The following is a 25906-nucleotide window of genomic DNA, read 5'->3' on the forward strand; positions in this document are numbered from 1 at the left end:
CCACTGTGTCACGCCGCGCCTCCCCCGGTCAGCCCGAATTCTCCGCCCCGCGCACGGACCGCGCACGGGCCGCGAGGGGCCGTGCGCCGGACGCGTGGGGAGGTCGGCGCACATGACGGCGCGGGGCCCGCAGGGGTCGTGGGCCCGGTCGGCGGCGCGCGCCGGAGCCGCTGCGGCAGGATGGAACCATGCTGCACTCCCGTATCGCTGTCACCGGAGCATCCGGACTCATCGGAGCGGCGCTGGTGCGCTCGCTGCGTACCGACGGGCACGAGGTGGTACGCCTCGTGCGGCACCCGGCGCGGGCCGGCGACGAGGTGGAGTGGGATCCCCGACGCGGTTACGTCGACGTGGCGGGTTTGGTGGGCTGCGACGCCGTCGTCCATCTCGCCGGCGCCGGGGTCGGCGACCGGCGCTGGACCGCCGCGTACAAGCAGGAGATCCGGGACAGCCGGGTGCTCGGGACGGCGGCGATCGCCGAGGCGGTCGCCTCGCTGGACACGCCCCCGAAGGTGCTGCTGTCCGGGTCGGCCATCGGCTACTACGGCGACACCGGGGACCGGGCCGTCGACGAGAGCGCCCCGGCCGGCGAGGGGTTCCTGCCGTCCGTCTGCGTGGAGTGGGAGGCGGCCACGGCCGCCGCCCAGGAGGCGGGCGTACGGACGGTGCACGCGCGCACCGGTCTGGTCGTCGCCCGCGAGGGCGGGGCCTGGGGCCGGCTCTTCCCGTTGTTCCGCGCGGGGCTCGGCGGCCGGCTGGGCAACGGGCGCCAGTACTGGAGCTTCATCTCGCTGCACGACGAGGTCGCGGCCCTGCGCCACATCCTGGACACCGAGTCGCTGTCGGGTCCGGTGAACCTGACCGGGCCCGATCCGGTCACCAACGGCGAGGTGACGGCCGCGATGGGGCGGGTGCTGCACCGCCCCACGCTCTTCGCCGCGCCCGCCCCGGCCCTGCGGATCGTCCTGGGCGACTTCGCCGAGGACGTGCTGGGCAGTCAGCGGGTGCTGCCCGGACGGTTGTTGGACTCGAGCTTCGCGTTCGCCTTCCCGGGCATCGACTCGGCGATCCGCGCGGCCCTGCGCTGAACGCGCCGGTGCGGACGCCGTACCGAGCACGCCGACGCCGTACCAAGCACACCGGCCCCGTACCAAACACACCGGCGGCGCGCCGGGAACGCACCGGCGCACGCCGGACCGCGCACCCCGCGCGTCCCCGGACCACGCCCCTCGCGCCGAATCGGACACGGATGCGACCCCGTGCAACGGTGCCCCTGGCGCGCGCGACTGCGACCCGGTCGGCGGCCCTCCTAGCCTCCTTGCGAACTCGGGCATTCCGGGGGCCTGTCGGGGGCAAGAGCCTCCCAGTAGTTGCGCCGACTCGGGGAGGGGCACGTGCTCAGCTCGGCACATCACGCGGACGTCGTCATCATCGGGGCCGGGATCGCCGGCCTGTCAGCAGCCCACCGCCTGACCGGCGCGGGGGTGAGTGTCAGCGTTCTGGAGGCCGGCCCGCGGGTCGGCGGCCGGATGGCCACGGCCGAGCTGGACGGCTTCCGGCTCGACCACATCGGCCCGCTCCTCAGCACCTCCTGCCCGGAGCTGCGCACGACGCCCGGCCTGGAGGGGCTGGCGCTGCGCACCTTCGCTCCGGGGGTCCTCGTCCACAGCGAGGGCCGCCAGTACCGGACCGGCGATGCACGGGGCGCGCGGGGCGCATTCAAGGCGGCGCGCGCCCTCGCAAGCGCCCCCAGGCCGCCGATGGGCGGGCCGATCGACCAGGCCCGGCTGGGCGCCGCACTGTCCCGGCTCGCCGCCACCCCGACCGCCCGCATCCTGGCCCGGCCCGAACAGACGGCGCTCGCCGCCCTGTCCCACCGCGGCCTGCCCTCCCGCACGGTCAACGGCTTCCTCCGCCCGCTGCTCTCCGCGCTGCTCGGCGACCCCGGTCTCAGCACGTCCAGCCGGTGCGCGGATCTCGCCCTGCGCGGCTACGCGCGCGGCCGGCTGTGCGTGCCCGAGGGCGGCTCGGGCACCCTGCCCGACCTGCTCGCGGCCTCGCTGCCGCCCGGCACGGTACGTACGGGCGTGCATGTCACGGCTGCCGACATCACCTCGGTCCGCACCAAGGAGCACGGCGAACTGGGCTGCCGTTCCCTGCTGTTGGCGACCGGCGCCGGGGCCGCCGCCGAACTGTTGCCGGGCCTGCGGACGCCGTCCTTCCATCCGGTGACGGTCCTTCACCACACCGCCCCCGTCGCCCCGCCGACCGGTGCCTCGCTGCTGCTGGACGCCGACCGCTCGGGGCCGGTCGCGCACACCGCGGTGATGAGCGCGGTCGATCCCTCGCGCGCGCCGCGCGGCCGGACGCTGATCAGCTCGACGGTGCTCGGCACCCCGCCGCCCGATCTGGACCGCACGGTCCGCGCCCATCTCGCCGCGCTGTACGGCACCCCCACCGACGACTGGGAGCTGCTGGCCTCCCACCACGACCCCGAGGCGATACCCGCGATGCCGGCCCCGCACGACCCGCGCCGCCCGGTCCGGCTGCTCTCCGGCCTGTACGTGTGCGGCGACCACCGCGACACCAGCTCGGTCCAGGGCGCGCTGGTGTCGGGCCGCCGCGCGGCCGAGGCGATCCTCACCGACCTGGGCGTGCGTCCGGGGCGCGGCAGCGGGACGGGGCTGCCCGAGGCCGCGTAGTCGGGACCATCCCCCCGCCCGGGGCCGCCCGGTCCCGGGCGGGGCGGGGCCGAGCGGGGCCGTCGTCCGCCCGCCGAACGAAATACCCGGCCCCGGCCCCTCGGGGCCTCACCCCAGTGCGGCGACCCGTTCGCGGTAGTTCCGTACGGCGGCCGCGTCCCGGTACGGCTCCAGGCGGCGCTCGAAGTCCCGTACGTACTCCGTCGCCCGCACCGAGCGCATCTCCGCGGCCTGCTGGGCGGCCTCGGCGCCGAGCGCGCACGCCTGGTCCAGTTCGCCGAGCCCGAGCCGCGCGGAGGCCAGCACCACCCGGCAGAACAGCCGGCTGCGGGCGTACGCGGGGGAGCGCAGCTGGAGCGAGCGCTCCGCGTGCTGGGCCGCGGCCCGGTGCTGCTGCAGGTCGCGGTGGCAGTGGCCGAACTCGTCGGCGAGCTGGGCCTCGTCGAAGTACCGCGCCCAGTGCGGCACCTCGTCCCCGGGCCGGGCGGTCTCCAGCGCGTGTTCCGCCCTCGCCAGCGAGGTGGTGCAGGGCCTGGCCTCGCCGAGCACGCCGTGCGCGCGGGCCTCGACGGCGTGCAGCAGGGCCTGGACGACGGGCGGCGCCGAGGAGCCGATGCCCTGCTGGGCCACCCGGGCCAGCTGCACGGCCTCCCTGCCGTGTCCGAGGTAGACCGCCTGTCGGCTCATGGTCATCAGGACGTAGCTGCCGTACGCGCGGTCGCCCGCGGCCTGGGCGAGCCGCAGGGCCTGGACGAAGTACCGCTGGGCCAGGCCGTGGGCCGCGATGTCGTAGGAGGTCCAGCCGGCCAGCCGGGTGAGGTCGGCGGCGGCGGAGAAGAGCCGGCGCCCGGTGGCCTCCCCGTACGTGCCGCGGAGCATCGGTTCCGCCTCGTGCTCCAGGTAACGGACGAGTGCCTGGCGGGCGTGGCCGCCGCCATAGGTGTTGTCGAGGGCGCGGAAGAGCTCGCCGACCGAGCGCAGGGCGGCCACGTCGCCGCCGCTGACCCGCTGGCCGGGGCCGCGTTCGGTCCGCTGGCGGGGGACGCCCGGGGTGCCCGGCAGGCCGGGGACCGCGGGGGCGCGGGCGCCCCGGGGGTGCGGTGGGGCCGGAGGGCCTGGCGGGCACGGGGCCGCGGGCTCCGCCCCGGCCGGGCCCGGGTGCCATGGGCCCGCCGGGGCCTGCCGTCCCGTGCGTCCCGTACGTCCCGCGCACCCCCGGCACCACGCGTGCGCCCATGGGGCCGCCGGGGCGTGCGGAGCCGCCCGGCTCGGCCGTCCCGTGGGCGCCACCGGCCCCGGCGTGCGCCGGGGGTGCGGGTTCGTGGCCCCGTCCCACCCATTCGTCGGCCCGGCCGATCAGCCAGTCCCTGCTGGGCACGACGAGTCCGGCGGGGGTGAAGGCGATCTTGCGCAGTTCCGCGTTGCTGCCCGAGTCCTTGCGCCACAGCCCGCTGACGATGTCGACCGCCTCCGCGGGCGTGGCCGCGAACTCCAGGCCGGCGTAGACCGGGGCGCACGCGTCGAGGCCCAGGTCCTGCGCGGAGAGGCGGCGGCCGAGCCGCCGGGTGAAGACCTCGGCGATCAGCGCGGGGGTGGTGCCGCGGGGTTGCTGACCGCGCAGCCAGCGGGTCACGGAGGTTTTGTCGTACCGCAGGTCGAGGCCGTGTTCGAGGCCGAGTTGGTCCACCCTGCGGGCGAGACCGGCATTGGAGAAACCGGCCTCGGTGATGAGCGAGGCGAGTCGGCGGTTGGGGGTGCGCTGCGGAGGTCGTTCCGACATCAGCTGTACGGTCTCCTGCCTTCGGGGCCGGTCGGCCGGCCCTTATGGAACGGCGCGAATTTAGCGGCCTCCGTGCCCATCACAGCTACCTTCGCTTCACTTTCATCCGATCGTGTGAGGATTGATGGTGGCGCTGACGGGTAAGACCTGCCGGGCCGCCGCCCCGGGGCCGGTCGTACAGTGGCCGGGGGCGTGATCCAGTGCATGGTGGCGCGGTTCCGGGCACCTCCCGGCTCCCGTCACCGCTAGTAGGAGGGCATCTGTCGTGGCTGAGCTTCGGTTCGTCCGGCTGGGATTCGGCGAGGAAGCCGTCGACTACCAGGAGGCATGGCAGAAGCAGCGCGAGGTGCACGCGGCCAGATTCGAGGACGCCGTCCCGGACACCTGTCTGCTGCTGGAACACCTGCCCGTGTACACGGCCGGACGGCGCACGACCGACAGCGAGCGTCCGCTGGACGGCACCCCGGTCATCGACGTGGACCGCGGCGGCAAGATCACCTGGCACGGCCCCGGGCAGCTGGTCGGCTACCCGATCCAGAAGCTGCCCCGCCCGGTGGACGTGGTCGCGCACGTGCGCCGGCTGGAGGACGCGCTGATCCGCACCGCGGCCGAGTTCGGCGTGGAGACCACCCGGGTCGAGGGCCGCAGCGGCGTCTGGGTGCTCGGCGACCCGGTCGAGGACCGTCCGTCGCTCGGCGGCCTCTCGCTCGACTTCGACCCCCGGCTCCAGGACGAGGAGTTCGACGCGCGGCTGAACGGCCCCGAGTACGCCCCGTCCAACGCCGGCCAGCGCCGCGAGGACCGCAAGCTGGCCGCGATCGGCATCCGGGTGGCCAAGGGCGTGACCATGCACGGCTTCTCGTTCAACGTGAACCCGGACAACACCTGGTTCGACCGGATCGTGCCGTGCGGCATCCGGGACGCGGGCGTCACCTCGCTCGCGTACGAGCTGGGCCGTGACATCACCATCGCGGAGGTGCTCCCGGTCGTGGAGAAGCACCTCCGGGACGTCCTGGAGAACGCGCACCTGGCGCCGCGCGTCGTCGAACGACCGGCGGATGCCGTGGCCACGGCATGACACTCTGGAGGGCCGACGGGGAATAGGACCTGTCGGCCACAGGTTGGCCAGACGTAAAGCCGTCTGAACCACGGGCGTACCCTGGTGTTCGCCGAAGAATCCAATGCAGTGAAAGCAAAGGGGAGTGCCGAAGTGTCCGCTGTCGCACCCGACGGACGCAAGATGCTTCGCCTGGAGGTCCGGAACAGCCAGACCCCCATCGAGCGCAAGCCCGAGTGGATCAAGACCCGGGCGAAGATGGGCCCCGAGTACAACCAGCTGCAGAAGCTCGTGAAGAGCGAAGGTCTGCACACGGTGTGCCAGGAGGCCGGCTGCCCCAACATCTTCGAATGCTGGGAGGACCGCGAGGCCACCTTCCTCATCGGCGGCGACCAGTGCACCCGGCGCTGCGACTTCTGCCAGATCGACACGGGCAAGCCGCAGGCCCTGGACCGGGACGAGCCCCGCAGGGTCGGCGAGTCCGTCGTCACGATGGACCTGAACTACGCCACCATCACCGGCGTCGCGCGCGACGACCTGGAGGACGGCGGCGCCTGGCTGTACGCGGAGACCGTGCGCCAGATCCACGCGCTGACCGCCGGCCGGGAGGCCGGCCGCACCAAGGTCGAGCTGCTGATCCCGGACTTCAACGCGGTCCCCGAGCAGCTCGCCGAGGTCTTCTCCGCACGCCCCGAGGTGCTCGCGCACAACGTGGAGACGGTGCCGCGGATCTTCAAGCGGATCCGCCCCGGCTTCCGCTACGAGCGCTCCCTGGAGGTCATCACGCGGGCCCGCGAGGCCGGTCTGGTGACCAAGTCGAACCTGATCCTCGGCATGGGCGAGACCCGCGAGGAGGTCAGCGAGGCGCTCCGGGACCTGTACGAGGCGGGGTGCGAGCTGATCACGATCACGCAGTACCTGCGCCCCTCCGTGCGGCACCACCCGGTCGAGCGCTGGGTGAAGCCGCAGGAGTTCGTGGAGCTGAAGGACGAGGCCGACGAGATCGGCTACTCCGGCGTGATGTCCGGGCCGCTGGTCCGTTCCTCGTACCGTGCCGGGCGCCTCTTCCAGCAGGCGATCGAGCGCCGGGACGCCGCCGCCGCGGCGCCCGCCGTGTGAATCCGGGCACAAGAAGCTACCGAGCAGTAACGGATGGTCCGACGCGGCTCATACGCTCTCCGCAGGTCGGAGGCGCGGATGGGCCGCGTCGGCGTGCGCGGCGCCCGGATCAGGGTTTCATTGGTGTTTGACCGACCGGTCATGCGCTGGTAACACCGAGCAATGACGCTGGGTGCACACGGGCGCAGTGGCTCGCGGTGGCCGTCCGGCCGCCACCGGCCCTGTTCCCCGCGCCCGCCGCTCATTCCGCGCAACGCAGTCCCGGGCACGTCCGCCCCGGGCAGCTGAGTCCACGCAACTCAGTCCGCACATCCGCTCCGAGGAGATTTCCACGATGCAGGCCGTGCCGGTACGCGCCACCGCCATCCCTTCCGTCACCGATGCCCTCCGCGCCGTCGAGTCGCTGCTCCTGAGCGGCGGCCAGCGCACCGCCCGCCGCAATGCCTGGAACGCGGTCGTGGAGGACCGGCGCCGGGCCAAGGACAGGGTCGAGGCCGAGTACGTACTGGAGGCCGCGGCCGACCGCCGTTCCTAGGCCACGTAAACTTCTGTACATGGCGAGGAAGGCAAACACTGAAGGCGCGGACAGCGCCGAGAACGCGGGGCGGCTCAAGCAGATCGCCCTGACCTACAAGATGGCCAAGAGGACCGATCCCAAGGTCGGTCTCGTCGTCGCGGGCGTGGGAATCGTCACCTTCGGTGTCCTTCTCGGGGTCGGCTTCCTGATCGACCACCCGATCTACCTGGGCATCCTGGGCTTCGTGCTGGCCCTCCTCGCAATGGCGATCGTCTTCGGACGGCGTGCCGAGCGTGCCGCCTTCGGGCAGATGGAGGGGCAGCCGGGCGCCGCCGCGGCCGTGCTGGACCGGGTGGGACGCGGCTGGACCACGACCCCGGCGGTCGCGATGAACCGCAACCAGGACGTCGTCCACCGCGCCGTCGGCAAGGCGGGCATCGTGCTGGTCGGCGAGGGCAACCCGAACCGGGTGAAGGCGCTGCTCGCGGCCGAGAAGAAGAAGATGGCGCGCATCCTGCTCGACGTGCCGGTGCACGACATCATCGTCGGCAACGACGAGGGCCAGGTGCCGCTGAAGAAGGTGCGCACCAAGATGCTGAAGCTGCCGCGCGTCCTGACCGGCCCGCAGGTGACGGCCGCCAACGACCGGCTGCGCGCGATGGGCGACCTGATGAGCAACATGCCCCTGCCGAAGGGCCCCATGCCCAAGGGCATGCGGATGCCGCGGGGCAAGATGCGCTGACGCCCGGACACGCCGAAGGGCGGGGCGCGAACCGGACCGGTTCGCGCCCCGCCCTTCGTGTACGTACGCTTTCGGCGGTGCCGGTGCCCCGGGCACGTCCCGGGCCGTCCCGGCACCGGACGCCCGCAGGACGACCGCCCCGGGTGTCCCGGACCGCTTCGGACGGGATGCCCCGGAGGCCGTCGGAGACCTCGGACGCCCGGATGCCGTCGGAGACCTTGGACGCGCCGGACGCCTCAGATACGGACCTGGACGGCGCGGGCCAGCCGGTCGTGCAGCCCGCGGCTGTCGCGGTCCCACACCAGGGCCGGGATCACCAGGCACAGCAGCACGCTGCGGACGACGGCCCGCCCGAACGACAGCCGGCCGCCGTTCTCCGCGATGACCCTGATGCCCAGGACGCGCTTGCCGGGGGTGCAGCCGATGGTCCCGACGGTGAGCACGCTCAGTACGAGGAAGATGCCCAGGGCCCAGTTTCCGGTCGCCTGCTGGTCACCGCGAGCGAACAGCCCGTATGCAATCAGCATGCACAGGGCCCAGTCGATGAAGATCGCGCCGAAGCGCCGGCCGAGCGGCGCGACGGAGCCCGGCCCCTGCTCGGGCAGGCCCAGCCGTTTGCCCCGGTGGCCGAAGTCGGCCCCCATCTCCTCGGCGGCCGCGCGCGGCCCGGACAGCCACGATCCGATTGCTTGCCTGTTGTCCACCCCAACACGGTACTGCGCCCGCCTCCTCCCCCCGCCCTGCGGGTACCGCGCAGGGCCCGGGACAACCGGGAAAGGACCGGGGAAACGGCGGGAGGAAGAGTGGGAGGAACGGCGGGGGCGATGCCTCCATTACCGGCCATGAGGCGCCGGTCACACCCGGCCCGGTTAACTTCTGCGAAACAAATGGGTCATGCTTGAGAAATCCGGTCTGCCTATGGTCAGGTCCAGCGTGTGCCACCGCACCGGCCTCACCACGAGCTGCAACCCCGTCCCTCCCGGGCCGGGAGTAGGAGGAGTTGGATGTTCCAGAACGCCGACGACGCGAAGAAGTACATCGCCGAGAACGACGTCAAGTTCGTCGATGTCCGGTTCTGCGACCTGCCCGGTGTGATGCAGCACGTCACCGTCCCGGCGGCGACCTTCGACCCGACCGAGGAGCTTGCCTTCGACGGCTCGTCGATCCGTGGCTTCCAGGCCATCCACGAATCCGACATGGCCCTGCGCGCGGACCTGTCGACCGCCCGGGTCGACCCCTTCCGCCGCGACAAGACCCTCAACATCAACTTCTTCATCCACGACCCGATCACCGGCGAGCAGTACAGCCGTGACCCGCGGAACGTGGCCAAGAAGGCGGAGGCGTACCTCGCCTCCACCGGCATCGCCGACACCGCGTACTTCGGCCCCGAGGCCGAGTTCTACGTCTTCGACAGCGTCCGCTTCCAGACGTCGGCGAACGAGAGCTTCTACCACATCGACTCCGAGGCCGGCGCCTGGAACACCGGTGCGCTCGAGGACAACCGCGGTTACAAGGTCCGCTACAAGGGCGGTTACTTCCCGGTCCCGCCGGTCGACCACTTCGCCGACCTGCGCGCCGAGATGTCCCTGGAGCTGGAGAAGAGCGGCCTCCAGATCGAGCGCCAGCACCACGAGGTCGGCACCGCCGGCCAGGCCGAGATCAACTACAAGTTCAACACGCTGCTCGCCGCCGCCGACGACCTGATGCTCTTCAAGTACATCGTGAAGAACGTCGCCTGGCGCAACGGCAAGACCGCGACCTTCATGCCGAAGCCGATCTTCGGCGACAACGGCTCGGGCATGCACGTCCACCAGTCCCTGTGGTCCGGCGGCACCCCGCTGTTCTACGACGAGCAGGGCTACGCGGGCCTCTCGGACACCGCCCGCCACTACATCGGCGGCATCCTCAGGCACGCCCCGTCGCTGCTGGCGTTCACCAACCCGACGGTGAACTCCTACCACCGCCTGGTCCCGGGCTTCGAGGCCCCGGTCAACATGGTGTACTCGCAGCGCAACCGCTCCGCCGCGATGCGCATCCCGATCACGGGCTCCAACCCGAAGGCCAAGCGCGTCGAGTTCCGCGCCCCGGACCCGTCGTCCAACCCGTACCTCGCCTTCTCCGCGCTGCTGATGGCGGGCCTGGACGGCATCAAGAACAAGATCGAGCCCGCGGAGCCGATCGACAAGGACCTCTACGAGCTGGCTCCCGAGGAGCACGCGAACGTCCAGCAGGTCCCGACCTCCCTCCCGGCCGTCCTGGACGCGCTGGAGGCGGACAACGAGTACCTGCAGGCCGGTGGCGTCTTCACGGCCGACCTGATCGAGACGTGGATCGACTACAAGCGCACCTACGAGATCGCCCCGATCCAGCTGCGCCCGCACCCGCACGAGTTCGAGCTGTACTTCGACCTCTAGGCCGCGGGGCCGGGTGGCCTGGGCCGGAGCCCTGGAAACAGGCAGTGACCCGCGAACCTCTTCCCGGTGGTTCTCGCTGTCGCCTCTCGCTCCCCACCCTCTGATGCACCGAGTGTGCGCCGCCCGACCAATTCGCTGATCGGCTGTCAGGGCTGTCGAGGGCCGCTACCCCGCCTGTGGGGCAGCGGCCCTCGGCGGCTTTCCGGACTTCGTGTACAGCCGCAGCCCTCTTTGGCCTCCCCGCCAAGGGGCGGATGGTCACACCTCCTGGTCCGGCTTGCTGCCACACAGGTTCATGAGCCCTCATCAAGGATCCGATGAGGGCTCACGAACGGTCGGGACTGACGTTCAACCACGGATGCAGGACAGCCGCGGACAGCTCACGCCCCCATGAGACCACCAGGGGCCGGGGCGGGTGCCGGTTCCGGGGCGGGTGCCGGGGCCGGAGCAGGTGCCGGGGCCGGAGCAGGTGCCGGAGCAGGGGCCGGAGCCGGGGCGGGTGCCGGGGCGGGTGCCGGGGCGGGTGCCGGAGCAGGGGCCGGAGCCGGAGCAGGGGCCGGAGCCGGAGCAGGGGCCGGAGCCGGAGCCGGAGCAGGTGCAGGGGCCGGAGCAGGAGCCGGAGCCGGAGCAGGGGCCGGAGCCGGAGCCGGAGCAGGAGCCGGGGCCGGAGCCGGTGCAGGTGCAGGGGCCGGAGCCGGTGCAGGTGCAGGGGCCGGAGCCGGAGCAGGTGCCGGAGTACCAGGCACCGTGTTGCCGCTGCCCACGACGACGGAGCCGCCAACGGTGGAACCGATGATCTGGTTCACGTTGTTGATCGTCTGATTACTGATCTGGTTGATCACGCTCTGCGACAGGCCAAGGCTTCTGCCCGCGGCCTGGGCGGCCGCCACGCCCTGTGCCGTCGCCTGCTGCGGGGAGGCGCCCCTGCTGATCGCCGTCTGGGCCGCCCTCGCTCCGGCAGCCACGGCGGCGGCGGTGCCCCCGGCCGCGTCACCCCCGGTGCAGGCCACGGGGCCCACGGAGACGCTGCCCGTACCCGTCACGGTGGACGGTCCGATACGACCGTCGGCAGCGGGGCGCAGCACCATCCCGCCGGGAGAAACGACGAACAGCGCGTTGGGGTCGAAGGCTTCTCCGGTCAAGGTGTTTCCCGCCACCCGGCATGTCTGGGTCGGTGCGGCGGAAGCGGGCGCGGCCGCGGTCACGGCCAGCCCTCCGACAAGCGCCGCTGCCACGGCGGAGCTCAGGACGAGTTTTCCCTTCACGGTTTTCCCCTTTCGGAAACTGCGCTTTCTTTCTGTTCCAGCCGCGTGCCGTCGTGTGCGGCGGGCCGGAGCCACGACGTGACCCCGGCGTGAAGCCGATAGGACGACGGGACTGAAAGCAGCAACTCCGGACGGGATCCGGAATCCCTCCTCACCCAGCTTGCACGCTCTCCTCGAGGATGTCGCACCGAAAGATTTCCCGGGTTCAACCAGTAATGACCGGGGAGTTGAGAAAGGCGCCCTACGGGACGCGCGCCGGGAAACGTTTACCCGGCTGAACGATGGCTGACCGGCAGCAGACCGGCCCGAACGATACGATGGTCATCAACACCCAGTACCGGTTCCGCGGAAATCGCATTCGTCGAACCATGGCGCCGGGATCACCGAAGCCCCAGAAACTTGTGGGGCAATCCAGTTCACCTCGAGCCCTTGAGCTGATGAACATGAAGAAGACAACCTTGCGGACCATCGGGGCCGCAGCGGCGGCTTCCTTCCTCGCGGCCGGCATCCTGGGCACATCGGCGAGCAACTCCTTCGCCTCACCGCAGATTTCCCAGGCCGCCCCGTCGGTGGTCAAGTGCTACTCGGACATCGACCATCCGAGCGAAATCGTTTGCTACCAGGTTTCGCAACGGGCCACGAACACGGGCAGTCAGATCGTTTTCTGGCCCTTCCTCATCCAGGTGCCCACGCCTTTGAATCATCCGGCGCCGGTCATCGTGAATGTCCTGCCACCTGATCTGCCTTCGGCGGGATTCTTCGACGACACGGGGCAGTTGCTCCAGTTGTCGGCCGGCTGAGACCGCCTTCACCGGATGACACCGGGCTTTCCAAAGACCGCAGGTGGCGTGTGTGCCCCGGAGCCCGGTGGACACGCACCCGTCGCGGGCCGAGGGACTGCCGTGGGGCGATCAGTGCCGCAGGGCCGTTCCCACCTCGGCCTCGATGTCGCCCGACAGCTTGCGGTTGCTGCGGGCCGTGGCGTCCTTGGATGCCTTGGGGGCGACGTCGGCGACCGTCACCACCACCGTGTCGACCAGACCGCCCTTGGCGTCGCGGAAATTGATCTGCACCGCGTAGGACTTCGCCGAGTCGCTGCCGTTCGTCACGGTGACCTTCGCGGTGGCCCGGCCGTCGCCGTCGGTGACCGGGGAGCCCACCTTCACGTCGCCCTTGGCGTTCACGCCGTTCTTGAAGCCCTTCAGCTTCTCGCCCGCCGCCGCTGTCGCCGAGGCCACCGCGTCGGCGCCCCTGGACGCCGCCGACGCGGCGGCGGACGCGGCCCTGGAGGCCGTGTCGGAGGCGCTCCCGCCGTCGTCGGAGCAGGCCGCGGCCGTCGACACCACGACCGCCGTCAGCAGTACGGCCGCCGGTCCCCGTACGGCGTTCCTCGTCATCGTGCCTCCCGGCGCTCGCCCCTTGCCCCCTTCTCCCCGGCCCAGTCAAAGGGGCGGCGGGCGATGCCGCATGCCGTGGGCCCCGGACGGGTGGTGGTCCGGGTGGCCGAAGCGGGCCGGTGCCGGGTCGCGGCGCGGCGCGGGACGGACCAGCCTGGGGGGCGTGAACGACACCGACCGGCCCGGGTGTGTGAACGAGACCGACCTGCCCGGGGGCACGAGTGACACGGCCCTGGCCAGGGGCGCAAGCGGCGGGGAGACGGCCCCCGCCCCCGGGGAGGCGCGGCCCCGGCGGTGGTGGCCCGGGGTGCTGCTGCTCGCCGTGCTCGTACCGGCCGTCGGCGGTGCCGTGGCCGTCGAGTGGACCGCCGGCGTACTGGTGCGGGAGGGGACGAGACCCCTCCGCGTCACCTACGAGGTCACCGGGACCGCCCGGGACGTCACCGTCACCTACCCCGCCTGGCAGGACGGCGGCCTGTCCACGGCGCGGCTGTCCCTGCGCTCCCTGCCCTGGACCGGGGAAGTGCGGACCAGGGGATTCCTGCGGGGCGGTTCCCTCGCCGTCACCGTCGGGAGGTCGGGCGGCGAGGTCTCCTGCGCCGTGACGGTGGACGACGGGACCGTGCGGACGGCCTCGGCCTCCGGAGCCTTCGCCACCGCCACCTGCGACGGCTTCTGAGCCTGCCGCGCAGAGGTGCCGCAAAGGTCCCGATGTGCCGGTACGCGCGTACGCGGCCGGGTTCCCGGGCTCGGTGAGGAGCCCGGGAACCCGGCCGCGCGGGATGCGTCGGGTCAGCGCCCGTAGCGGATCAGGGCGCGGACCATGCGGCAGGTCGTGTCCGACGGCGGGTGGACGCCGATGCGCTCGGCGGTCGCGCGTATCCTGGCGTTGGTCGCCGTCGACGGGTAGTAGACACCCGTGTCGAGCAGGGCTATCGCCAGGCGCATGGCCTTCAGGCGACGGTTGTGGGAGATGTACCACTCACGGGGCCGGCCCGCGGGGAGCGGCTTCTTCTGCAGGGGCTTGTGGAACGGCTTGGTCGTGACTGCGGCAACGGCCATGAACAACCTCCTGGCACGGTCGTGGAACCCTCACGAACTCCCTCCATTTTACGGCCCACCACTGACAATCGCCGCTGGCCAGCAGGGCTTTCGTGGATTCCCTCCGGCCTCTTCGGCCCCACCGGGAGCGGGGTCCTTCCGGGGCTTCGCCGTCCTGGGGAGCGGGGTCGCTCCCGTACCTTTGACCCCATGGAGATCTGGATCAATCCCGCCTGTTCGAAGTGCCGCAGCGCGGTGCAGCTGCTCGACGCGGAAGGTGCCGAGTACACCGTCCGCCGCTATCTGGAGGACGTGCCGTCGCCGGACGAGATCCGGGCCGTGCTCGACCGGCTGGGGCTGGAACCGTGGGACATCGCACGGACCCAGGAGGCGGACGCGAAGGAGCTGGGGATCAAGGAGTGGCCGCGCGAGGCCGGCTCCCGCGAACGGTGGATCTCGGCCCTCGCCGGGCATCCGAAGCTGATCCAGCGGCCGATCATCACCGCGGACGACGGGACCGCCGTCGTGGCGCGCACGGACGAGGCGGTACGGGACGCCATGGGCCGCTGAGGAACCGGTACGCGGAGCGGGTACGTCGGGCGGGTACGCCGCCCCCGGAAGCACCCCCGTACGGTATACCGGTCCGTCCGGCATACCGTACGGGCGTATCGGGGCCGTGGCCGCCCGTGCCGGGCCCCATGCCGCCGAGCCGTCAGTGGGCCGCCAGGAAGTCGGCCGTCCTGCGGTTCAGTTCGGCGGCCGTCGGTTCGTGCAGGGGCAGGGTGTGGTGGGTCGCGCCGGGGATCGTCACCGTCTCCGCGTGCGGCAGCAGCCGGGCCGCCGCGGCGGCGACGCGGGCCGGGTCGTGGGCCCTGCCGCTCCCGGCCAGCAGGCCCAGGGTCGGCACGTCCAGGCCGCGCAGGGCTTCGGGGGCGGGACGGGGGCCGATGACGGGGCGGGCGGAGGGGAAGTCCGCCGCGGCGCACCGCAACCGCAGCCAGGCCGGGTCCAGTGCGGCGCCGCCCGTCTCCCACTCCAGGAAGGCGCGCGTCCGCCTCGCGGCGGGGCGGAGCAGCATCGGCAGCGCGCGCAGCAGGTAGCCGGGGCGGAAACCGGCGAAGCACCGGGTGGGGTCGAGGAGGATCAGCTTCCGGACGCGGTGGGGGGCGTGCAGGGCGTGGTGGAGGGCGATCCAGGCCCCGTACGAGTGGCCGCACAGTGCGGCGCGGTCGGCGCCCAGCCCGTCCAGCACGGCGTCGAGCCAGGTCGTCAGGTCCCGCACGGTGCGGACCGGGCGCTCCCCCGCGACGCTGCGGCCCGGGTCGCCGACGAGGTCGACGGCGTGCACGCGGTGGGTCCGGCCCAGGTGGGCGGCCTGGGCGTACCAGACGGTGGAGGTGGCGCCGCCCCCGGCCAGCAGCACCAGGGGCGGGGCGTCCTCGGGGCCGTGGCTGTTGACCCGGGTGGTGCCGTACGGGGTGGGGAGTTCCGCGTGCGTCGTGCCGGCGGGCCATCTGGTCGCCAGGACCTCGTCGTAGGCCGCGAGGAAGGACGTGCTGACGGTCATGGATGTGCCTCCCGGATCGACTGCCGGCCGATATTATCTCGCTGAGCGAGGTAATTGGAACGGGTGGACCGGGAGAGGGGACGGCGTGATGAGCGACGAGGGGCCCGAGCTGGAGCTCGTCCATCTGCTGCGCAGGGTGACCGTCGAATTCGGGCTGCGCCAGGCCGAGTTCGCGAGCCTGCACGGGATGCACAGCACCGACGTGCGCGCGCTGATCTGTCTGCTGGACGCGGAACGGGCCGGTACCGCGGCCACCGCCGGGTGGCTCGGCCCGCAGCTCGGGCTCAACTCCGCGGGCACCACCTCGCTCATCGACCGTCTGGAGCGGCTGGGGCACCTCACCCGGGTCCGGGACACGCACGACCGGCGACGGGTGCTGCTGGGCGTGACGCCGCGCGCGAGGGAGCTGGGGCGGGCGTTCTTCGGGCCCCTGATCGAGGACACCACGGCGGTGCTGCGCGACCTAGACGAGCACGGGACGGCCGCCGTCCGGCGTTTCCTGGAAGCCGCGCACCGGGCGGTCGCCACGCCTCCCCCGCCGGCCACCTGAACCGGCCCGCCCGCCATCCCCGTCCCACCCCCTGCCCGGCCGGTCGCCCGAACCGGCCCGTCCGACGAAGCGGAGACCCCGTCCCATGCCCCGGCCCGATCCCTTCCCCCTGACGTACTTCAGCGACTTCGTCATCACCGGCACGGTGGGCGGCGCCGACGCCACCTCCACGCCCGACGAGGTCACGGCGCTGCTCGGCGACGACTTCGTGGAGAGCTTCGAGCGGGGGCAGCGGCTGCGCGGTTACGACCTCGCCGAGTTCGCCTGGCAACGGCTCTCGCCCGAGGAGCCCTGGGACGGCCTCTACGCCATGGTGCAGGCCCACCGGCTCGAAGTGCCCCTGCTGATGGACGACTTGGACCGGGAGCTGCGGCGGGCGGGCTTCCCCGTCACCGAGGTGGCGCCCGACGGGCTCGGCTGCCGTCGTTTCGTGCGGGAGGACAGCCGGGTCGGTCTGCTCGTCGACGAGGACACCGGGGCCGTGCTCAAGATCTCGACGCCGACGTGGTTCGGGACCGGCCCCCGGTACGCGACGCCCGCCTGGTCGCGGGAGGCCGGGAGGGACTGGGTGGAGCACCTGGTGGGGCTGGACCCCGACGGGCGGGAGCGGTGGGCCGCGCACCGCGCGCCCGGGGCGGCGGAGGAACGCGCCCGCTGGTGGTGGTTCCTGCTGGACTCCTGCCTGCGGCGGACCCCCAAGGGGCCGGACCGGACGGGGAGCCCGTGGGCGGGGCTGGCGCTCTGGCTGGTCGGGAAGTGCCGTACGGCCGGGGTGCTGGACCGGGCGGAGGCGGCGCTGGAGGTCGCCGGACGGGAGCTGCTGCCGCCGGACGAGGCCGTCCGGATGTGTCTCGACGCCATGCCGGTGTCCCGGGCCGGGGTGGCGACCAGGCACACCACCGCGTACACCCGGGAACACCTCGTGGCGGTCAACCGGTCCCGGCAGGCCAAGGCCCTGGCCCTGGCCGCCGGCGCCCAGCTGCGCAGGGGCGTGCGGGAGCCGGCGCTGCGGGCCGAGGTGGCGGCGTGGCTGGAGCTCCGCCCGGTACTGATGTAGCGGGCGGGGCGAAGCCACCGGGCCGAACCCGGAGGGCCCGGGTCAGGGCCGGGTCCGGGCCGAACCCGGCCTCGCTTCCCCTACTCCCTCTCCTGCTCCTCCACCTGCTTCTCCGCCTCGGCCAGCAGTTCCGTGAGGCGCAGGCCGAACCGTACGTCGCACGGGTCCGGCTCCCCCGTGCGCACCGATTCGATCAGCGCGTCCACCGCCGCCCGGAAGGAGCCGACCGCGTCGCCCCAGCGCGGCAGCGTGACGACTCCCCGCTCGCCCCGGAGCTCGATGACGGTGCCCACCGCGGCCGTCGGGGCGCCCAGGGCGAGCGTCACCGTGCTGGACGCTCCGGAGGTGTGACGGAGGATCAGGTGGACGGCGTCGGACGGGCCGCGCGCCGCGGTCAGCCGGGTCACGTCCCCCAGCACCGGGATCAGGACCGACAGGACGTGCGGGCCGACGTCCCACAGGCCGCCCTTCTCGCGACGCCAGGGCGATGCGGCGTACTCGCTGGTCGAGCCCGGTGCGAACAGCGACCCGATCCACTCGGCACGGGCGGTGAACCACCCGTCCAGGGCGGCCTGTTCACCGATCCAGACGGAGGTGTCGGCCGCGAACCTCAAGGTGCAGAAGACGACGGACGCGACCCCCGTCCGTTCGACGGCCCGGACGACCTCGCCGGCCCCCGCGACGGTGGTGGCGACCGGCTTGTCCAGCAGCAGGTGGCGTCCGGTGGCCGCGGCGCGGGCGGCGAGCGGGGCCTGGACGTCCGGCGGCACGGCGAACGCGATGGCGTCGCTGGTGGCGAAGAGCTCGTCGATGCCCGCGTCGCCGGTGTACGCCGTGGTGCCGTGCGCGGCGGCCAGCGCGTCCGCGGCCCCGGCGTTGCGGCCCCACACACCGCTGAGCACGGCGCCGGGGTGGGCGGCGAGGGCGGGGGCCTGGGTGTTGCGGGCCCAGGGCCCCGTACCGACGAGGCCGATGCGCAAGGGGGTCGGGGGAAGTGTCGTCATGGGGCAAGTCTGCCGGGTCGGCCGGACCCGCCCCGTATCGAGGCACCGCCCGGCCCCGGCACGGCCCGGGCGGGATCCCGGCCCCGCCGCCCTTATCCATTTGGCGGAGGGTGAGGTTCATGGCTACGTTTGCGGGGCCGGCCGCGGGACTCCGGCGCGACTTCCGGGACTTGCCTCTGAAGCAGTGATTTCGCTGTTCGCGCCCCCATTCCCCGGCCGGCATCGCACCGCCCCCGCCCCGGGCGGTGCGCGACACCACGGGGGAACCATGTCCACCAGCACCGGCACCGACGCCGGGCTCGTCGCCGCCGAGGACGTGCTGCTCTTCGTCAACGCGGCGATCACCGCCACCGGCCAGCGCGAGTTCCGCTCGACCGCGTACCAGCAGCAGCTCTCGCTGGACTTCCTGCACGAGTACGTACGGGTCAACTACCGCCGGCTCTACGCCTGCGCGCTCGCCCTCGACATCAACGACCACAACGCGGCGCGCATCGTCCACGGCCTGCTGGAGCACGCCGGGGACGCGACGCCCGGGGAGAAGCGCACCGAGGGCCGGCTGATCGCCGCCCGGCTGGCGAAACTGCCGCCGCAGCGCGTGTACCGGCTGTTCCGGGCGCTGCGCGCGGCCGGGGTGAACAACCGGCGCACCCGCGCGATCATGCGCGACTGGCTGGCCGCCCGGCCCGACCTGGCGCACGACGCGGTGAAGTACCGCTCCGGCCTGAAGACCGCGGCCCGCCACGCCCACCTCCCGCTCGACGGGACCGGGGAGCAGAAGAGGGCCGAGGAGCCGAAGGAGGCCGGAGCGCCGAAGAGGACCGGGGAGCCGGAGGGGGCCGCCGAGGTCGGGGACTTCCTGTTCCGGCCGGGGCTGCGCACCCACTACCGGCACCAGCTGCTCGACGCCTGGCGGCGCGCCCACTACGAGCAGCGGGCCGTCGAGGAACTGCCGTTCACCGTCGCCGAGGGCTTCGCCGCCCGGCACGGGATGAAGCGCGAGGCGTTCCTGGAGCGGGCCGCGCCGCGGATGACCCGGCTGGAGCGGCTGCGGACCCAGCGGCAGCGCACCGACGCGATCGGCCTGCTGCCCGCCGACGTGGACCTGACCGTGATGCCGCTGACCCGGCTCGCCCTGTACGTCCTGTCGCTCCACTTCGACGAGCGCCGGATCCGCCGCGCGGACCTGACCCGTGCGCTGCGTTCGGCGGCCCGGCGCGCGGCCGGTCCGCACGCCGGGAGCTGGGGCCGGGTGGCCGCCGTGCTGGACGACAGCTACTCCTCGTACGGCTCGGGCGAGAAGCGACGCCGTCCGCTCGCCGTGGCGCTGGCCTGCCACCACCTGCTGGAGGCGCTGGCCGCGCCGGGCGGGTACACCCCGCTGTGGACCTCGGGCCGCACCGATGCGCTGCTGGTCGGGCCCTGGGGGGCGACCCCGCTCGGCACCCGGGTGCTGGACGCCCTGGAGCTCGGCCCCGACCGGCTGATCATCGTGTCGGACGGCTGGGACAACGCCCCGCCCGGACTGGCCGGCGAGGTGCTCAGGGTGTGGCGGACCCGGCTCGACCCGGACCGGCGCACCGAGGTGGTGCACGTGAACCCCGTGTACGACGCGGACGGTTTCGACGTGCGGCGCCTGGCGCCGAGCGTGCCGACGGCGGGCATCCGGGACGCGGAGGACCTGCCGACGCTGGTGGAGATCGCGCAGTTCGCCGAGGGGCGCACGGGCCCTGCGGCCCTGTACGCCTATCTGGACCGGCAGGTCGCGCGTTTCGTGGCCGAGGACCGGACGGCCGGGGAGCCGACGGCCGGGGACCGGTCGGGAGCCGCATCGTGAAGACGGGAGCCGCATCGTGAACAGGCTCGAACTGACCGGGCTCACCCCCCGCCCCGCCCAGGTGTGGGGCGGCATCCGGCTGGTGCCACTGGTGCGCGAACAGCCGGTCGAGGGGCTCCGGCTGCACGAGGAGCTCTACCTGGACGCCCTGCCCGGCGTCGTGAGCCTCGGGCCGCGCGAGCACTACGTCTCGGTCATTCCGCACGGCTTCGTCGCCGACTGGTCCGGCGAGGGCGGGCAGAGCGTCGCGTACGGCACGCAGCTCGGCGCCCCGGCGGGCTCCCCGGGCGGGGGCCGGCCGCCCCGGACCGCCCGGCTCCAGCGCCACCGCCACCACCGCATGGCCAAGCGGCAGCCCGGCGACCGGCTGCGTTTCCTGCCGCTGCACCTCGCGCTGGAGGGGTATCTCGCCCTGCACTTCGGCGGACCCTCGACCGCCTGGGAGGAGTGGTCGCGGCAGGCGCTGCGCGACGGCCTCTCGCCGCGCGCCGAGGACGCGTACCTGGGGTGGACGGTGCAGGGGCTCGACGACGCGCTGCGGGCCTTCGAGATCCATCCCGGCCAGTGCGGCGTGATGGTGTACGCGGCCGACGTGCTCGCCGCCGCGTTCGTGGTGCCGCACCCGGACGACTACCGGCTGCTGCATCCCTCGCTGCTCCAGGACCTGTACGGCGAGCTGATCCACCAGTACGCGATGTACGGCGGGCCGGTGGCGGAGTTCACGGCGCGGATCTCCGACGGCGCGCGGCTGCGGACGCTCGCCGAGCTGCGGTCGGCGGCGCGGCGCCAGGAGCTGGAGTGGGCGCGGGCGCACGACACCCTGTTCGCGGGCGAGCTGCTGGACGGCTCGTACGCCTTCGACCAGGTGTACCGGATGGGTTCGTTCACGCTGTGGCGGTTCCTGCCCCCGTTCCGGCCGGGCGGGGAGGGGCAGCACATCGGCGAGACGATCACCGACCACAAGGGGCGGGTCGCGTACCTGAAGACGTTCCGGCTGTCCGAGGCCCAGATCCGGCGGGGGCACCTGCTGCACCGGCTCGCCGACGCGGACTGGCGGCTCCCGCGGGCGGCCGCGGCGCTGAACACCACCGAGGCGGAAGTGCGGCGCCGCATCCGCGCGGCCGGCTTCGAGTCGCTGCTGAAGGTCCGCTCGTAGGACGGGTTCGAAGGCGGTGCCGTCCGCCCGTGCACGGCGCGGGAGACCTCGGTAACACGGGGTTCACATCGGGGCAACGGACGGGAAATCGCGTCTTGCGAAGCTGCGCCGGACAGACCGGACCGCAGGACCGCAGCACCCGCAAAGGATGGCTTCCGTGACGTTCAAGGCCGAGTACATCTGGATCGACGGCACCGAGCCGACCGCCAAGCTCCGTTCCAAGACGAAGATCATGACCGGGAGTCCCTCGCAGGACGTGGACCGGCTGCCGACCTGGGGCTTCGACGGTTCGAGCACCAACCAGGCCGAGGGCCACGCCTCGGACCGGGTGTTGAAGCCGGTCTTCGTCTGCCCGGACCCGATCCGCGGCGGCGACGACATCCTCGTGCTGTGCGAGGTCTTCGACATCGACATGACGCCGCACGCCTCCAACACCCGTGCCGCGCTGCGTCCGGTGGCCGAGCGGTTCGCCGGTCAGGAGCCGGTCTTCGGCATCGAGCAGGAGTACACCTTCTTCGACGGCCACCGGCCGCTCGGCTTCCCCGAGGGCGGCTTCCCGGCCGCGCAGGGCGGCTACTACTGCGGGGTCGGCGCCGACGAGATCTTCGGCCGCGAGATCGTCGAGAAGCACCTCGACCACTGCCTGCGGGCGGGCCTCGGCATCTGTGGCATCAACGCCGAGGTCATGCCCGGCCAGTGGGAGTTCCAGGTCGGTCCGCTGTCCCCGCTGGAGGTCTCCGACCAGCTGTGGGTCGCCCGTTGGCTGCTGTACCGCACCGCCGAGGAGTTCGACGTCTCCGCGACCCTCGACCCGAAGCCGGTCAAGGGCGACTGGAACGGGGCGGGCGCGCACACCAACTTCTCCACCAGGGCGATGCGCGAGGGCTACGACGCGATCATCACCGCGTGCGAGTCGCTGGGCGAGGGCTCGAAGCCGATGGACCACGTCAAGAACTACGGCGCGGGCATCGACGACCGGCTGACCGGCCTGCACGAGACCGCCCCGTGGAACGAGTACAGCTACGGCGTCTCCGACCGCGGCGCCTCGGTCCGCATCCCCTGGCAGGTCGAGCAGGACCGCAAGGGCTACATCGAGGACCGTCGGCCGAACGCCAACGTCGACCCGTACGTCGTCACGCGGCTGATCGTCGACACCTGCTGCTCCGCGCTGGAGAAGGCCGGCCAGGTCTGATCCCGCGGCACCGTCGTGGCGAGGGGGCGTCCGTCCGTCAGGGTGGGCGCCCCCTCGCCGTGACCGCCCCCGGCCCGGACCGGCCCCGACCGGCCCGGAGCTGCGTGAGGAAGCCAACACCGGGGTGCGTACCGAGGGGTGGGAGGGGCCTGCTGCGCCGAGCGGTTGTCTGGTTCAATGGGGCCATGGTCGGCATCCAGTACACCTCGACAGGTCGCGGCGACCTCGAACCGTTCTGGCCTTCCCGTCAGCACCACGACTTCGACCGGGTGTGTTGCCGCGCGTTGAACGCGCAGGCCCTCTAAAGCCGCTCACCCCGGCCTTCGGTCCGCGCGCAAGCAAGTCCGTCCACCGACGACTCCTTCGCGCGAAAGAGCTGACCCCATGGCGAACACCCGTACCTTCTCCGCCTCTGCCGCCGCCACCGCGGCGCCCGCGGCCCCCGCTGCGGCCACCCCCTCCGCCCGCCCCTTCCCGCCCCAGCGCCACCGGCTGCGCGCCGTCGACCCCGATGAGGTCGCCCGGCCCGCCGCCGTGGCCGATTTCCTGCCGCCGGGCGCCACCTGGCTGCCCGCACCCCAGCACACCGTTCCGGCGCTGCCCGGCCGGCCGCCGATGATCGGCTACCTGGTGCTCGTACCCGCCGACCAGCGGCCCGCCCCCGGAAGCCCGCTCGCCGGGGCCGCCCAGTACGTGGTGCCGACCCCGGTGGAGGAGCCGGCCGCGGGCCCGGTGCGCATCGACCCCGTGCAGCGCACCGCCGCGGTGGACGGGAACCCGCTCGACCTCACCTACCTGGAGTTCGAGCTGCTCGCCCACCTGGTCGCACACCCCCACCGGGTGCACACCCGCGACCAGTTGGTGACCACGGTCTGGGGTTACGGGCACGTGGGCGACGGCCGCACCGTGGACGTCCACATCGCCCGGCTGCGGCGCAAGCTGGGCGCCGAGCACCGCCGCTCGATCCAGACCGTGCGGCGCGTCGGCTACAAGTACATCCCCTGACGGCACCGGGAACGCCTGACGCGGCCCCGGCCCGGCACCTGCCGGACCGGGGCCGCTCCTCGTGGCCGGCGGGGGGGTGTTGCTGGATACACCCCCGGCCGGGTGCCGGACCGGCTGACGCCCGGGCCGCCCGCCGGGTGAGACTGTCTGCGCGACGGGGTCCGGCACGAGGGCCCCACGAAGGGGGGCGGACCACGATGAGTACGGCAAGAGGACGGGTGCGCGGTGCGCTGCTGGCCGCCGGGCGGGGGTTCGTGCTGTCGTTCGCGAGCCTGGTCGGCTCGGTCACCCTCTTCGTGTGGACGGTGCTCTCCCTCGCCTTCATCCCGCTGGGCATCGGCCTGGTGACCACCCCGCACATGCTGGAGCTGGTGCGCAGGCACGCCAATCGGCGTCGGCTGCTCTCGGTCACCTGGTCCGACGTCCGCATCCCGGTCCCGTACCGCCCCTTCCCGGAGGATCTGCGCACCGGGTTCACCGGGCGGGTGGAGCGGACCACGCTGATGCTGAAGGACCCGGCGACCTGGCGCGACATCCGGTGGCTGCTGGTCGACATGACGGCCGGTTACGTGGTGCTGGCCCTGGTCGTCGGGCTGTTCGTCTATCCGCTGGAGGGCTTCGTCCTGGCGGCGGGCCTGTGGCGGGTCTTCACCGACAACCGGTACTGGTACGGGTTCGTGCCGGTCGACAGCCAGGCGACGGGGCTGGCCGCCGCCGCGCTCGGGGTGGTGCTGCTCGCGATCGGCCTGCGGTTCTCCGAGCCGCTGCTGCGGCTGCACTTCGTGATCACCCGCGCGATGCTGGCCCCCGTCCGGGAACAGGAACTGGCCCGGCGCATCGACCGGTTGACCGAGACCCGGCACGAGGCGGTGGACACCGCCGCCTCCGAGCTGCGCCGCATCGAACGCGACCTGCACGACGGCGCCCAGGCCCGGCTGGTCGCCATGGGCATGAGCCTGGGCACCGTGGAGGCGCTCATCGAGAAGGACCCGGCTCAGGCGAAGAAGCTCCTGGCCGCGGCCCGCGCGTCCTCCGCCGAGGCCCTCACGGAGCTGCGCGACCTGGTGCGGGGCATCCACCCGCCGGTCCTCGCCGAGCGCGGACTCGGGGACGCGGTACGGGCGTTGGCGCTGCGGATGCCCTTCGCGTCCGAGGTCGAGGTGGAACTGGCCGGGCGGGCGGACGCCGCGGTCGAGTCGGCGGCGTACTTCGCGGTGAGCGAGGCGCTGACGAACGCCGCCAAGCACTCGGGGGCGGACCGGGTCCGGGTGGACATCTGGCACGCGGACTCCGTGCTGCGGATGTCCGTCACCGACAACGGCAGGGGCGGGGCGAGGGTCGGGGCGGGGTCGGGCCTCAGCGGAATCGAACGCCGACTCGGTACATTCGACGGCGTCATGGCCGTCAGCAGCCCCGCGGGCGGCCCCACCATGGTGACCATGGAGATCCCTTGCGAGTTGTCCTAGCCGAAGATCTCTTCCTGCTGCGCGACGGCCTGGTCCGGATGCTGGAGGCGTACGACTTCGAGATCGCGGCCGCGGTCGAGTCCGGTCCCGAACTGACCAGGGCACTCGCCGAGTCGGAGCCGGACGTCGCGATAGTCGACGTCCGGCTCCCGCCGTCCCACACGGACGAGGGCCTGCAGTGCGCGCTGGCGGCGCGGCGGGCCAGGCCGGGACTGCCGGTGCTGGTGCTGTCGCAGCACGTGGAGCAGTTGTACGCGCGCGAACTGCTGGCGGACGGCAACGGGGGCATCGGCTACCTGCTCAAGGACCGGGTCTTCGACGCCGACCAGTTCGTCGACGCGGTGCGCAGGGTCGCGGCCGGCGGCACCGCGATGGATCCGCAGGTGATCTCGCAGCTGCTCTCGCGGCGGTCGCAGGACAAGCCGCTGGGCGGACTCACCCCGCGCGAGCTGGAGGTCATGGAGCTGATGGCCCAGGGCCGTTCGAACATGGCGATCGCCGCGCAACTGGTGATCACGGAGCGGGCGGTGGCCAAGCACACCTCGAACATCTTCGGGAAGCTCGCCCTGCCGCCGTCCGACGACGACAACCGCAGGGTCCTCGCGGTGCTCGCCTATCTGGACCGGGGCTGATCCCGGCCGGACGCGCTGAACCGTACGGCCCACGAGGCCCCGCCCACGCGTCGTGGGGGCCGAACGGCTGGATCGGAACAAACCGCCGCCCGCCCCGTTGCCCGCCCCCTCACCCGTCATTAACGTGCGCACCGCACACGCCTGTTGTCGCATGCACCACCATGAACAACACCGAGGAGTGCGGACCGTGACGGAACCTTCCCTGCCCATCAGCTCCTCCCGCCCCATCAGCTCCTCCCGCGCCTCCGGCCCGTCCCGTTCCTTCGGCCCGCCCCGGCTCACGAGACGTGCGCTGCTGGGCGCGGCCGGAGCCGCCGGGGCCGTTGCCGCCGTCGGCGCCGCCCCGCGTCCGCCGTCGCCGCGCCGTCCGCCCCCGCCCGGGACCTCGCCCCCGCGCACGACGCGCTCC

The 25906-nt window shown here is 72.9% G+C and carries 24 protein-coding genes and 2 pseudogenes; 20 read left to right on the forward strand and 6 right to left on the reverse strand.

Going from position 1 to position 25906, the window contains the following annotated elements; genetic code table 11:
* The first annotated feature begins 188 nt into the window (after positions 1-188).
* Positions 189-1088, forward strand: a complete 900-nt coding sequence (locus OCT49_RS08315; RefSeq protein ID WP_283851243.1) for a TIGR01777 family oxidoreductase — start codon at positions 189-191, stop codon at positions 1086-1088.
* Positions 1089-1394: 306 nt separating this feature from the next.
* Positions 1395-2702 carry an NAD(P)/FAD-dependent oxidoreductase gene (locus tag OCT49_RS08320; protein ID WP_283851244.1) on the forward strand — a complete coding sequence of 436 codons (1308 nt, stop codon included), beginning with the start codon at positions 1395-1397 and terminating at the stop codon, positions 2700-2702.
* Positions 2703-2810: 108 nt separating this feature from the next.
* On the opposite strand, the pseudogene OCT49_RS08325 reads toward OCT49_RS08320, so the two are convergent.
* Positions 2811-4482 (reverse strand): annotated as a pseudogene (locus OCT49_RS08325) (NsdA family TPR-like regulatory protein).
* A 265-nt stretch (positions 4483-4747) separates the two neighbouring features.
* Here OCT49_RS08325 and lipB point away from each other — a divergent pair.
* From lipB to OCT49_RS08345, 4 genes are all read left to right on the forward strand, one after another.
* The gene (lipB, locus tag OCT49_RS08330) at positions 4748-5560 is read left to right on the forward strand and encodes a lipoyl(octanoyl) transferase LipB (protein ID WP_283851245.1); all 813 of its coding nucleotides are present in this window, start codon (positions 4748-4750) and stop codon (positions 5558-5560) included.
* Positions 5561-5692: 132 nt separating this feature from the next.
* The gene (gene lipA, locus OCT49_RS08335) at positions 5693-6658 is read left to right on the forward strand and encodes a lipoyl synthase (RefSeq protein ID WP_283851246.1); all 966 of its coding nucleotides are present in this window, start codon (positions 5693-5695) and stop codon (positions 6656-6658) included.
* Positions 6659-6992: 334 nt separating this feature from the next.
* Positions 6993-7193 (forward strand): SCO2195 family GlnR-regulated protein, encoded by a 201-nt coding sequence (locus tag OCT49_RS08340; protein WP_283851247.1) that lies wholly within the window; start codon positions 6993-6995, stop codon positions 7191-7193.
* Positions 7194-7212: 19 nt separating this feature from the next.
* A complete protein-coding gene (locus tag OCT49_RS08345) occupies positions 7213-7917 on the forward strand; it encodes a DUF4191 domain-containing protein (protein WP_283851248.1) in 705 nt (234 codons plus the stop codon).
* A gap of 236 nt (positions 7918-8153) precedes the next feature.
* Here OCT49_RS08345 and OCT49_RS08350 read toward each other — a convergent pair whose 3' ends face one another.
* The gene (locus OCT49_RS08350) at positions 8154-8621 is read right to left on the reverse strand and encodes an RDD family protein (RefSeq protein WP_283851249.1); all 468 of its coding nucleotides are present in this window, start codon (positions 8619-8621) and stop codon (positions 8154-8156) included.
* Positions 8622-8921: 300 nt separating this feature from the next.
* Here OCT49_RS08350 and glnA point away from each other — a divergent pair, with 300 nt between their 5' ends.
* The 3 genes from glnA (at position 8922) to OCT49_RS08365 (ending at position 12396) form a co-directional block, all read left to right on the forward strand.
* Complete coding sequence (gene glnA, locus OCT49_RS08355) at positions 8922-10331, forward strand: type I glutamate--ammonia ligase (protein ID WP_283851250.1); 1410 nt, start codon at positions 8922-8924, stop codon at positions 10329-10331.
* Positions 10332-10746: 415 nt separating this feature from the next.
* Positions 10747-11127, forward strand: coding sequence for a hypothetical protein (locus OCT49_RS08360; protein ID WP_283851251.1), 381 nt, complete (start codon positions 10747-10749; stop codon positions 11125-11127).
* Between the two features lie 750 nt (positions 11128-11877).
* Positions 11878-12396, forward strand: a complete 519-nt coding sequence (locus tag OCT49_RS08365; RefSeq protein WP_283851252.1) for a hypothetical protein — start codon at positions 11878-11880, stop codon at positions 12394-12396.
* Positions 12397-12507: 111 nt separating this feature from the next.
* Here OCT49_RS08365 and OCT49_RS08370 read toward each other — a convergent pair whose 3' ends face one another.
* On the reverse strand, positions 12508-12993 hold the full coding sequence (locus OCT49_RS08370; RefSeq protein WP_283851253.1) for a hypothetical protein: 486 nt from the start codon (positions 12991-12993) through the stop codon (positions 12508-12510).
* 163 nt (positions 12994-13156) lie between these two features.
* Between OCT49_RS08370 and OCT49_RS08375 the strand changes: the two genes are divergently transcribed.
* Complete coding sequence (locus tag OCT49_RS08375) at positions 13157-13672, forward strand: hypothetical protein (RefSeq protein WP_283851254.1); 516 nt, start codon at positions 13157-13159, stop codon at positions 13670-13672.
* Positions 13673-13785: 113 nt separating this feature from the next.
* Here the strand turns inward: OCT49_RS08375 and OCT49_RS08380 are convergent, their stop codons facing one another.
* A complete protein-coding gene (locus tag OCT49_RS08380) occupies positions 13786-14055 on the reverse strand; it encodes a hypothetical protein (RefSeq protein WP_283851255.1) in 270 nt (89 codons plus the stop codon).
* 189 nt (positions 14056-14244) lie between these two features.
* Between OCT49_RS08380 and OCT49_RS08385 the strand changes: the two genes are divergently transcribed.
* Positions 14245-14604, forward strand: coding sequence for an arsenate reductase family protein (locus OCT49_RS08385; protein ID WP_283851256.1), 360 nt, complete (start codon positions 14245-14247; stop codon positions 14602-14604).
* Positions 14605-14746: 142 nt separating this feature from the next.
* Here OCT49_RS08385 and OCT49_RS08390 read toward each other — a convergent pair whose 3' ends face one another.
* Positions 14747-15601: an alpha/beta fold hydrolase gene (locus OCT49_RS08390; protein WP_283851257.1), complete on the reverse strand. Its 855-nt coding sequence runs from the start codon at positions 15599-15601 to the stop codon at positions 14747-14749.
* A gap of 88 nt (positions 15602-15689) precedes the next feature.
* On the opposite strand from OCT49_RS08390, the gene OCT49_RS08395 reads away from it, so the two are divergent.
* A complete protein-coding gene (locus OCT49_RS08395) occupies positions 15690-16151 on the forward strand; it encodes a MarR family winged helix-turn-helix transcriptional regulator (protein ID WP_283851258.1) in 462 nt (153 codons plus the stop codon).
* Positions 16152-16236: 85 nt separating this feature from the next.
* Entirely contained in the window at positions 16237-17208 is a 972-nt protein-coding gene (locus OCT49_RS08400) for a hypothetical protein (RefSeq protein ID WP_283851259.1), read from the forward strand.
* 80 nt (positions 17209-17288) lie between these two features.
* On the opposite strand, the gene OCT49_RS08405 is transcribed toward OCT49_RS08400, so the two are convergent.
* Positions 17289-18212 carry a Gfo/Idh/MocA family protein gene (locus OCT49_RS08405; RefSeq protein ID WP_283851260.1) on the reverse strand — a complete coding sequence of 308 codons (924 nt, stop codon included), beginning with the start codon at positions 18210-18212 and terminating at the stop codon, positions 17289-17291.
* A gap of 268 nt (positions 18213-18480) precedes the next feature.
* Between OCT49_RS08405 and OCT49_RS08410 the strand changes: the two genes are divergently transcribed.
* From OCT49_RS08410 to OCT49_RS40050, 7 genes and pseudogenes are all read left to right on the forward strand, one after another.
* Positions 18481-20046 (forward strand): hypothetical protein, encoded by a 1566-nt coding sequence (locus OCT49_RS08410; protein WP_283851261.1) that lies wholly within the window; start codon positions 18481-18483, stop codon positions 20044-20046.
* Positions 20047-20062: 16 nt separating this feature from the next.
* A complete protein-coding gene (locus OCT49_RS08415; protein ID WP_283851262.1) occupies positions 20063-21202 on the forward strand; it encodes an ARPP-2 domain-containing protein in 1140 nt (379 codons plus the stop codon).
* Between the two features lie 157 nt (positions 21203-21359).
* The gene (glnII, locus tag OCT49_RS08420; protein ID WP_283851263.1) at positions 21360-22394 is read left to right on the forward strand and encodes a glutamine synthetase; all 1035 of its coding nucleotides are present in this window, start codon (positions 21360-21362) and stop codon (positions 22392-22394) included.
* A 384-nt stretch (positions 22395-22778) separates the two neighbouring features.
* Positions 22779-23399, forward strand: a complete 621-nt coding sequence (locus OCT49_RS08425; RefSeq protein ID WP_283851264.1) for a winged helix-turn-helix domain-containing protein — start codon at positions 22779-22781, stop codon at positions 23397-23399.
* A gap of 197 nt (positions 23400-23596) precedes the next feature.
* Complete coding sequence (locus tag OCT49_RS08430) at positions 23597-24865, forward strand: sensor histidine kinase (RefSeq protein WP_283851265.1); 1269 nt, start codon at positions 23597-23599, stop codon at positions 24863-24865.
* Entirely contained in the window at positions 24850-25497 is a 648-nt protein-coding gene (locus tag OCT49_RS08435; protein WP_283851266.1) for a LuxR C-terminal-related transcriptional regulator, read from the forward strand. The genes OCT49_RS08430 and OCT49_RS08435 overlap by 16 nt, the downstream gene beginning before the upstream one ends.
* A gap of 151 nt (positions 25498-25648) precedes the next feature.
* A pseudogene (locus OCT49_RS40050) lies at positions 25649-25816 on the forward strand (hypothetical protein); the annotation flags it as partial.
* Positions 25817-25906 lie beyond the last annotated feature (90 nt).

Source organism: Streptomyces sp. ML-6, assembly GCF_030116705.1.
GTDB lineage: Bacteria > Actinomycetota > Actinomycetes > Streptomycetales > Streptomycetaceae > Streptomyces.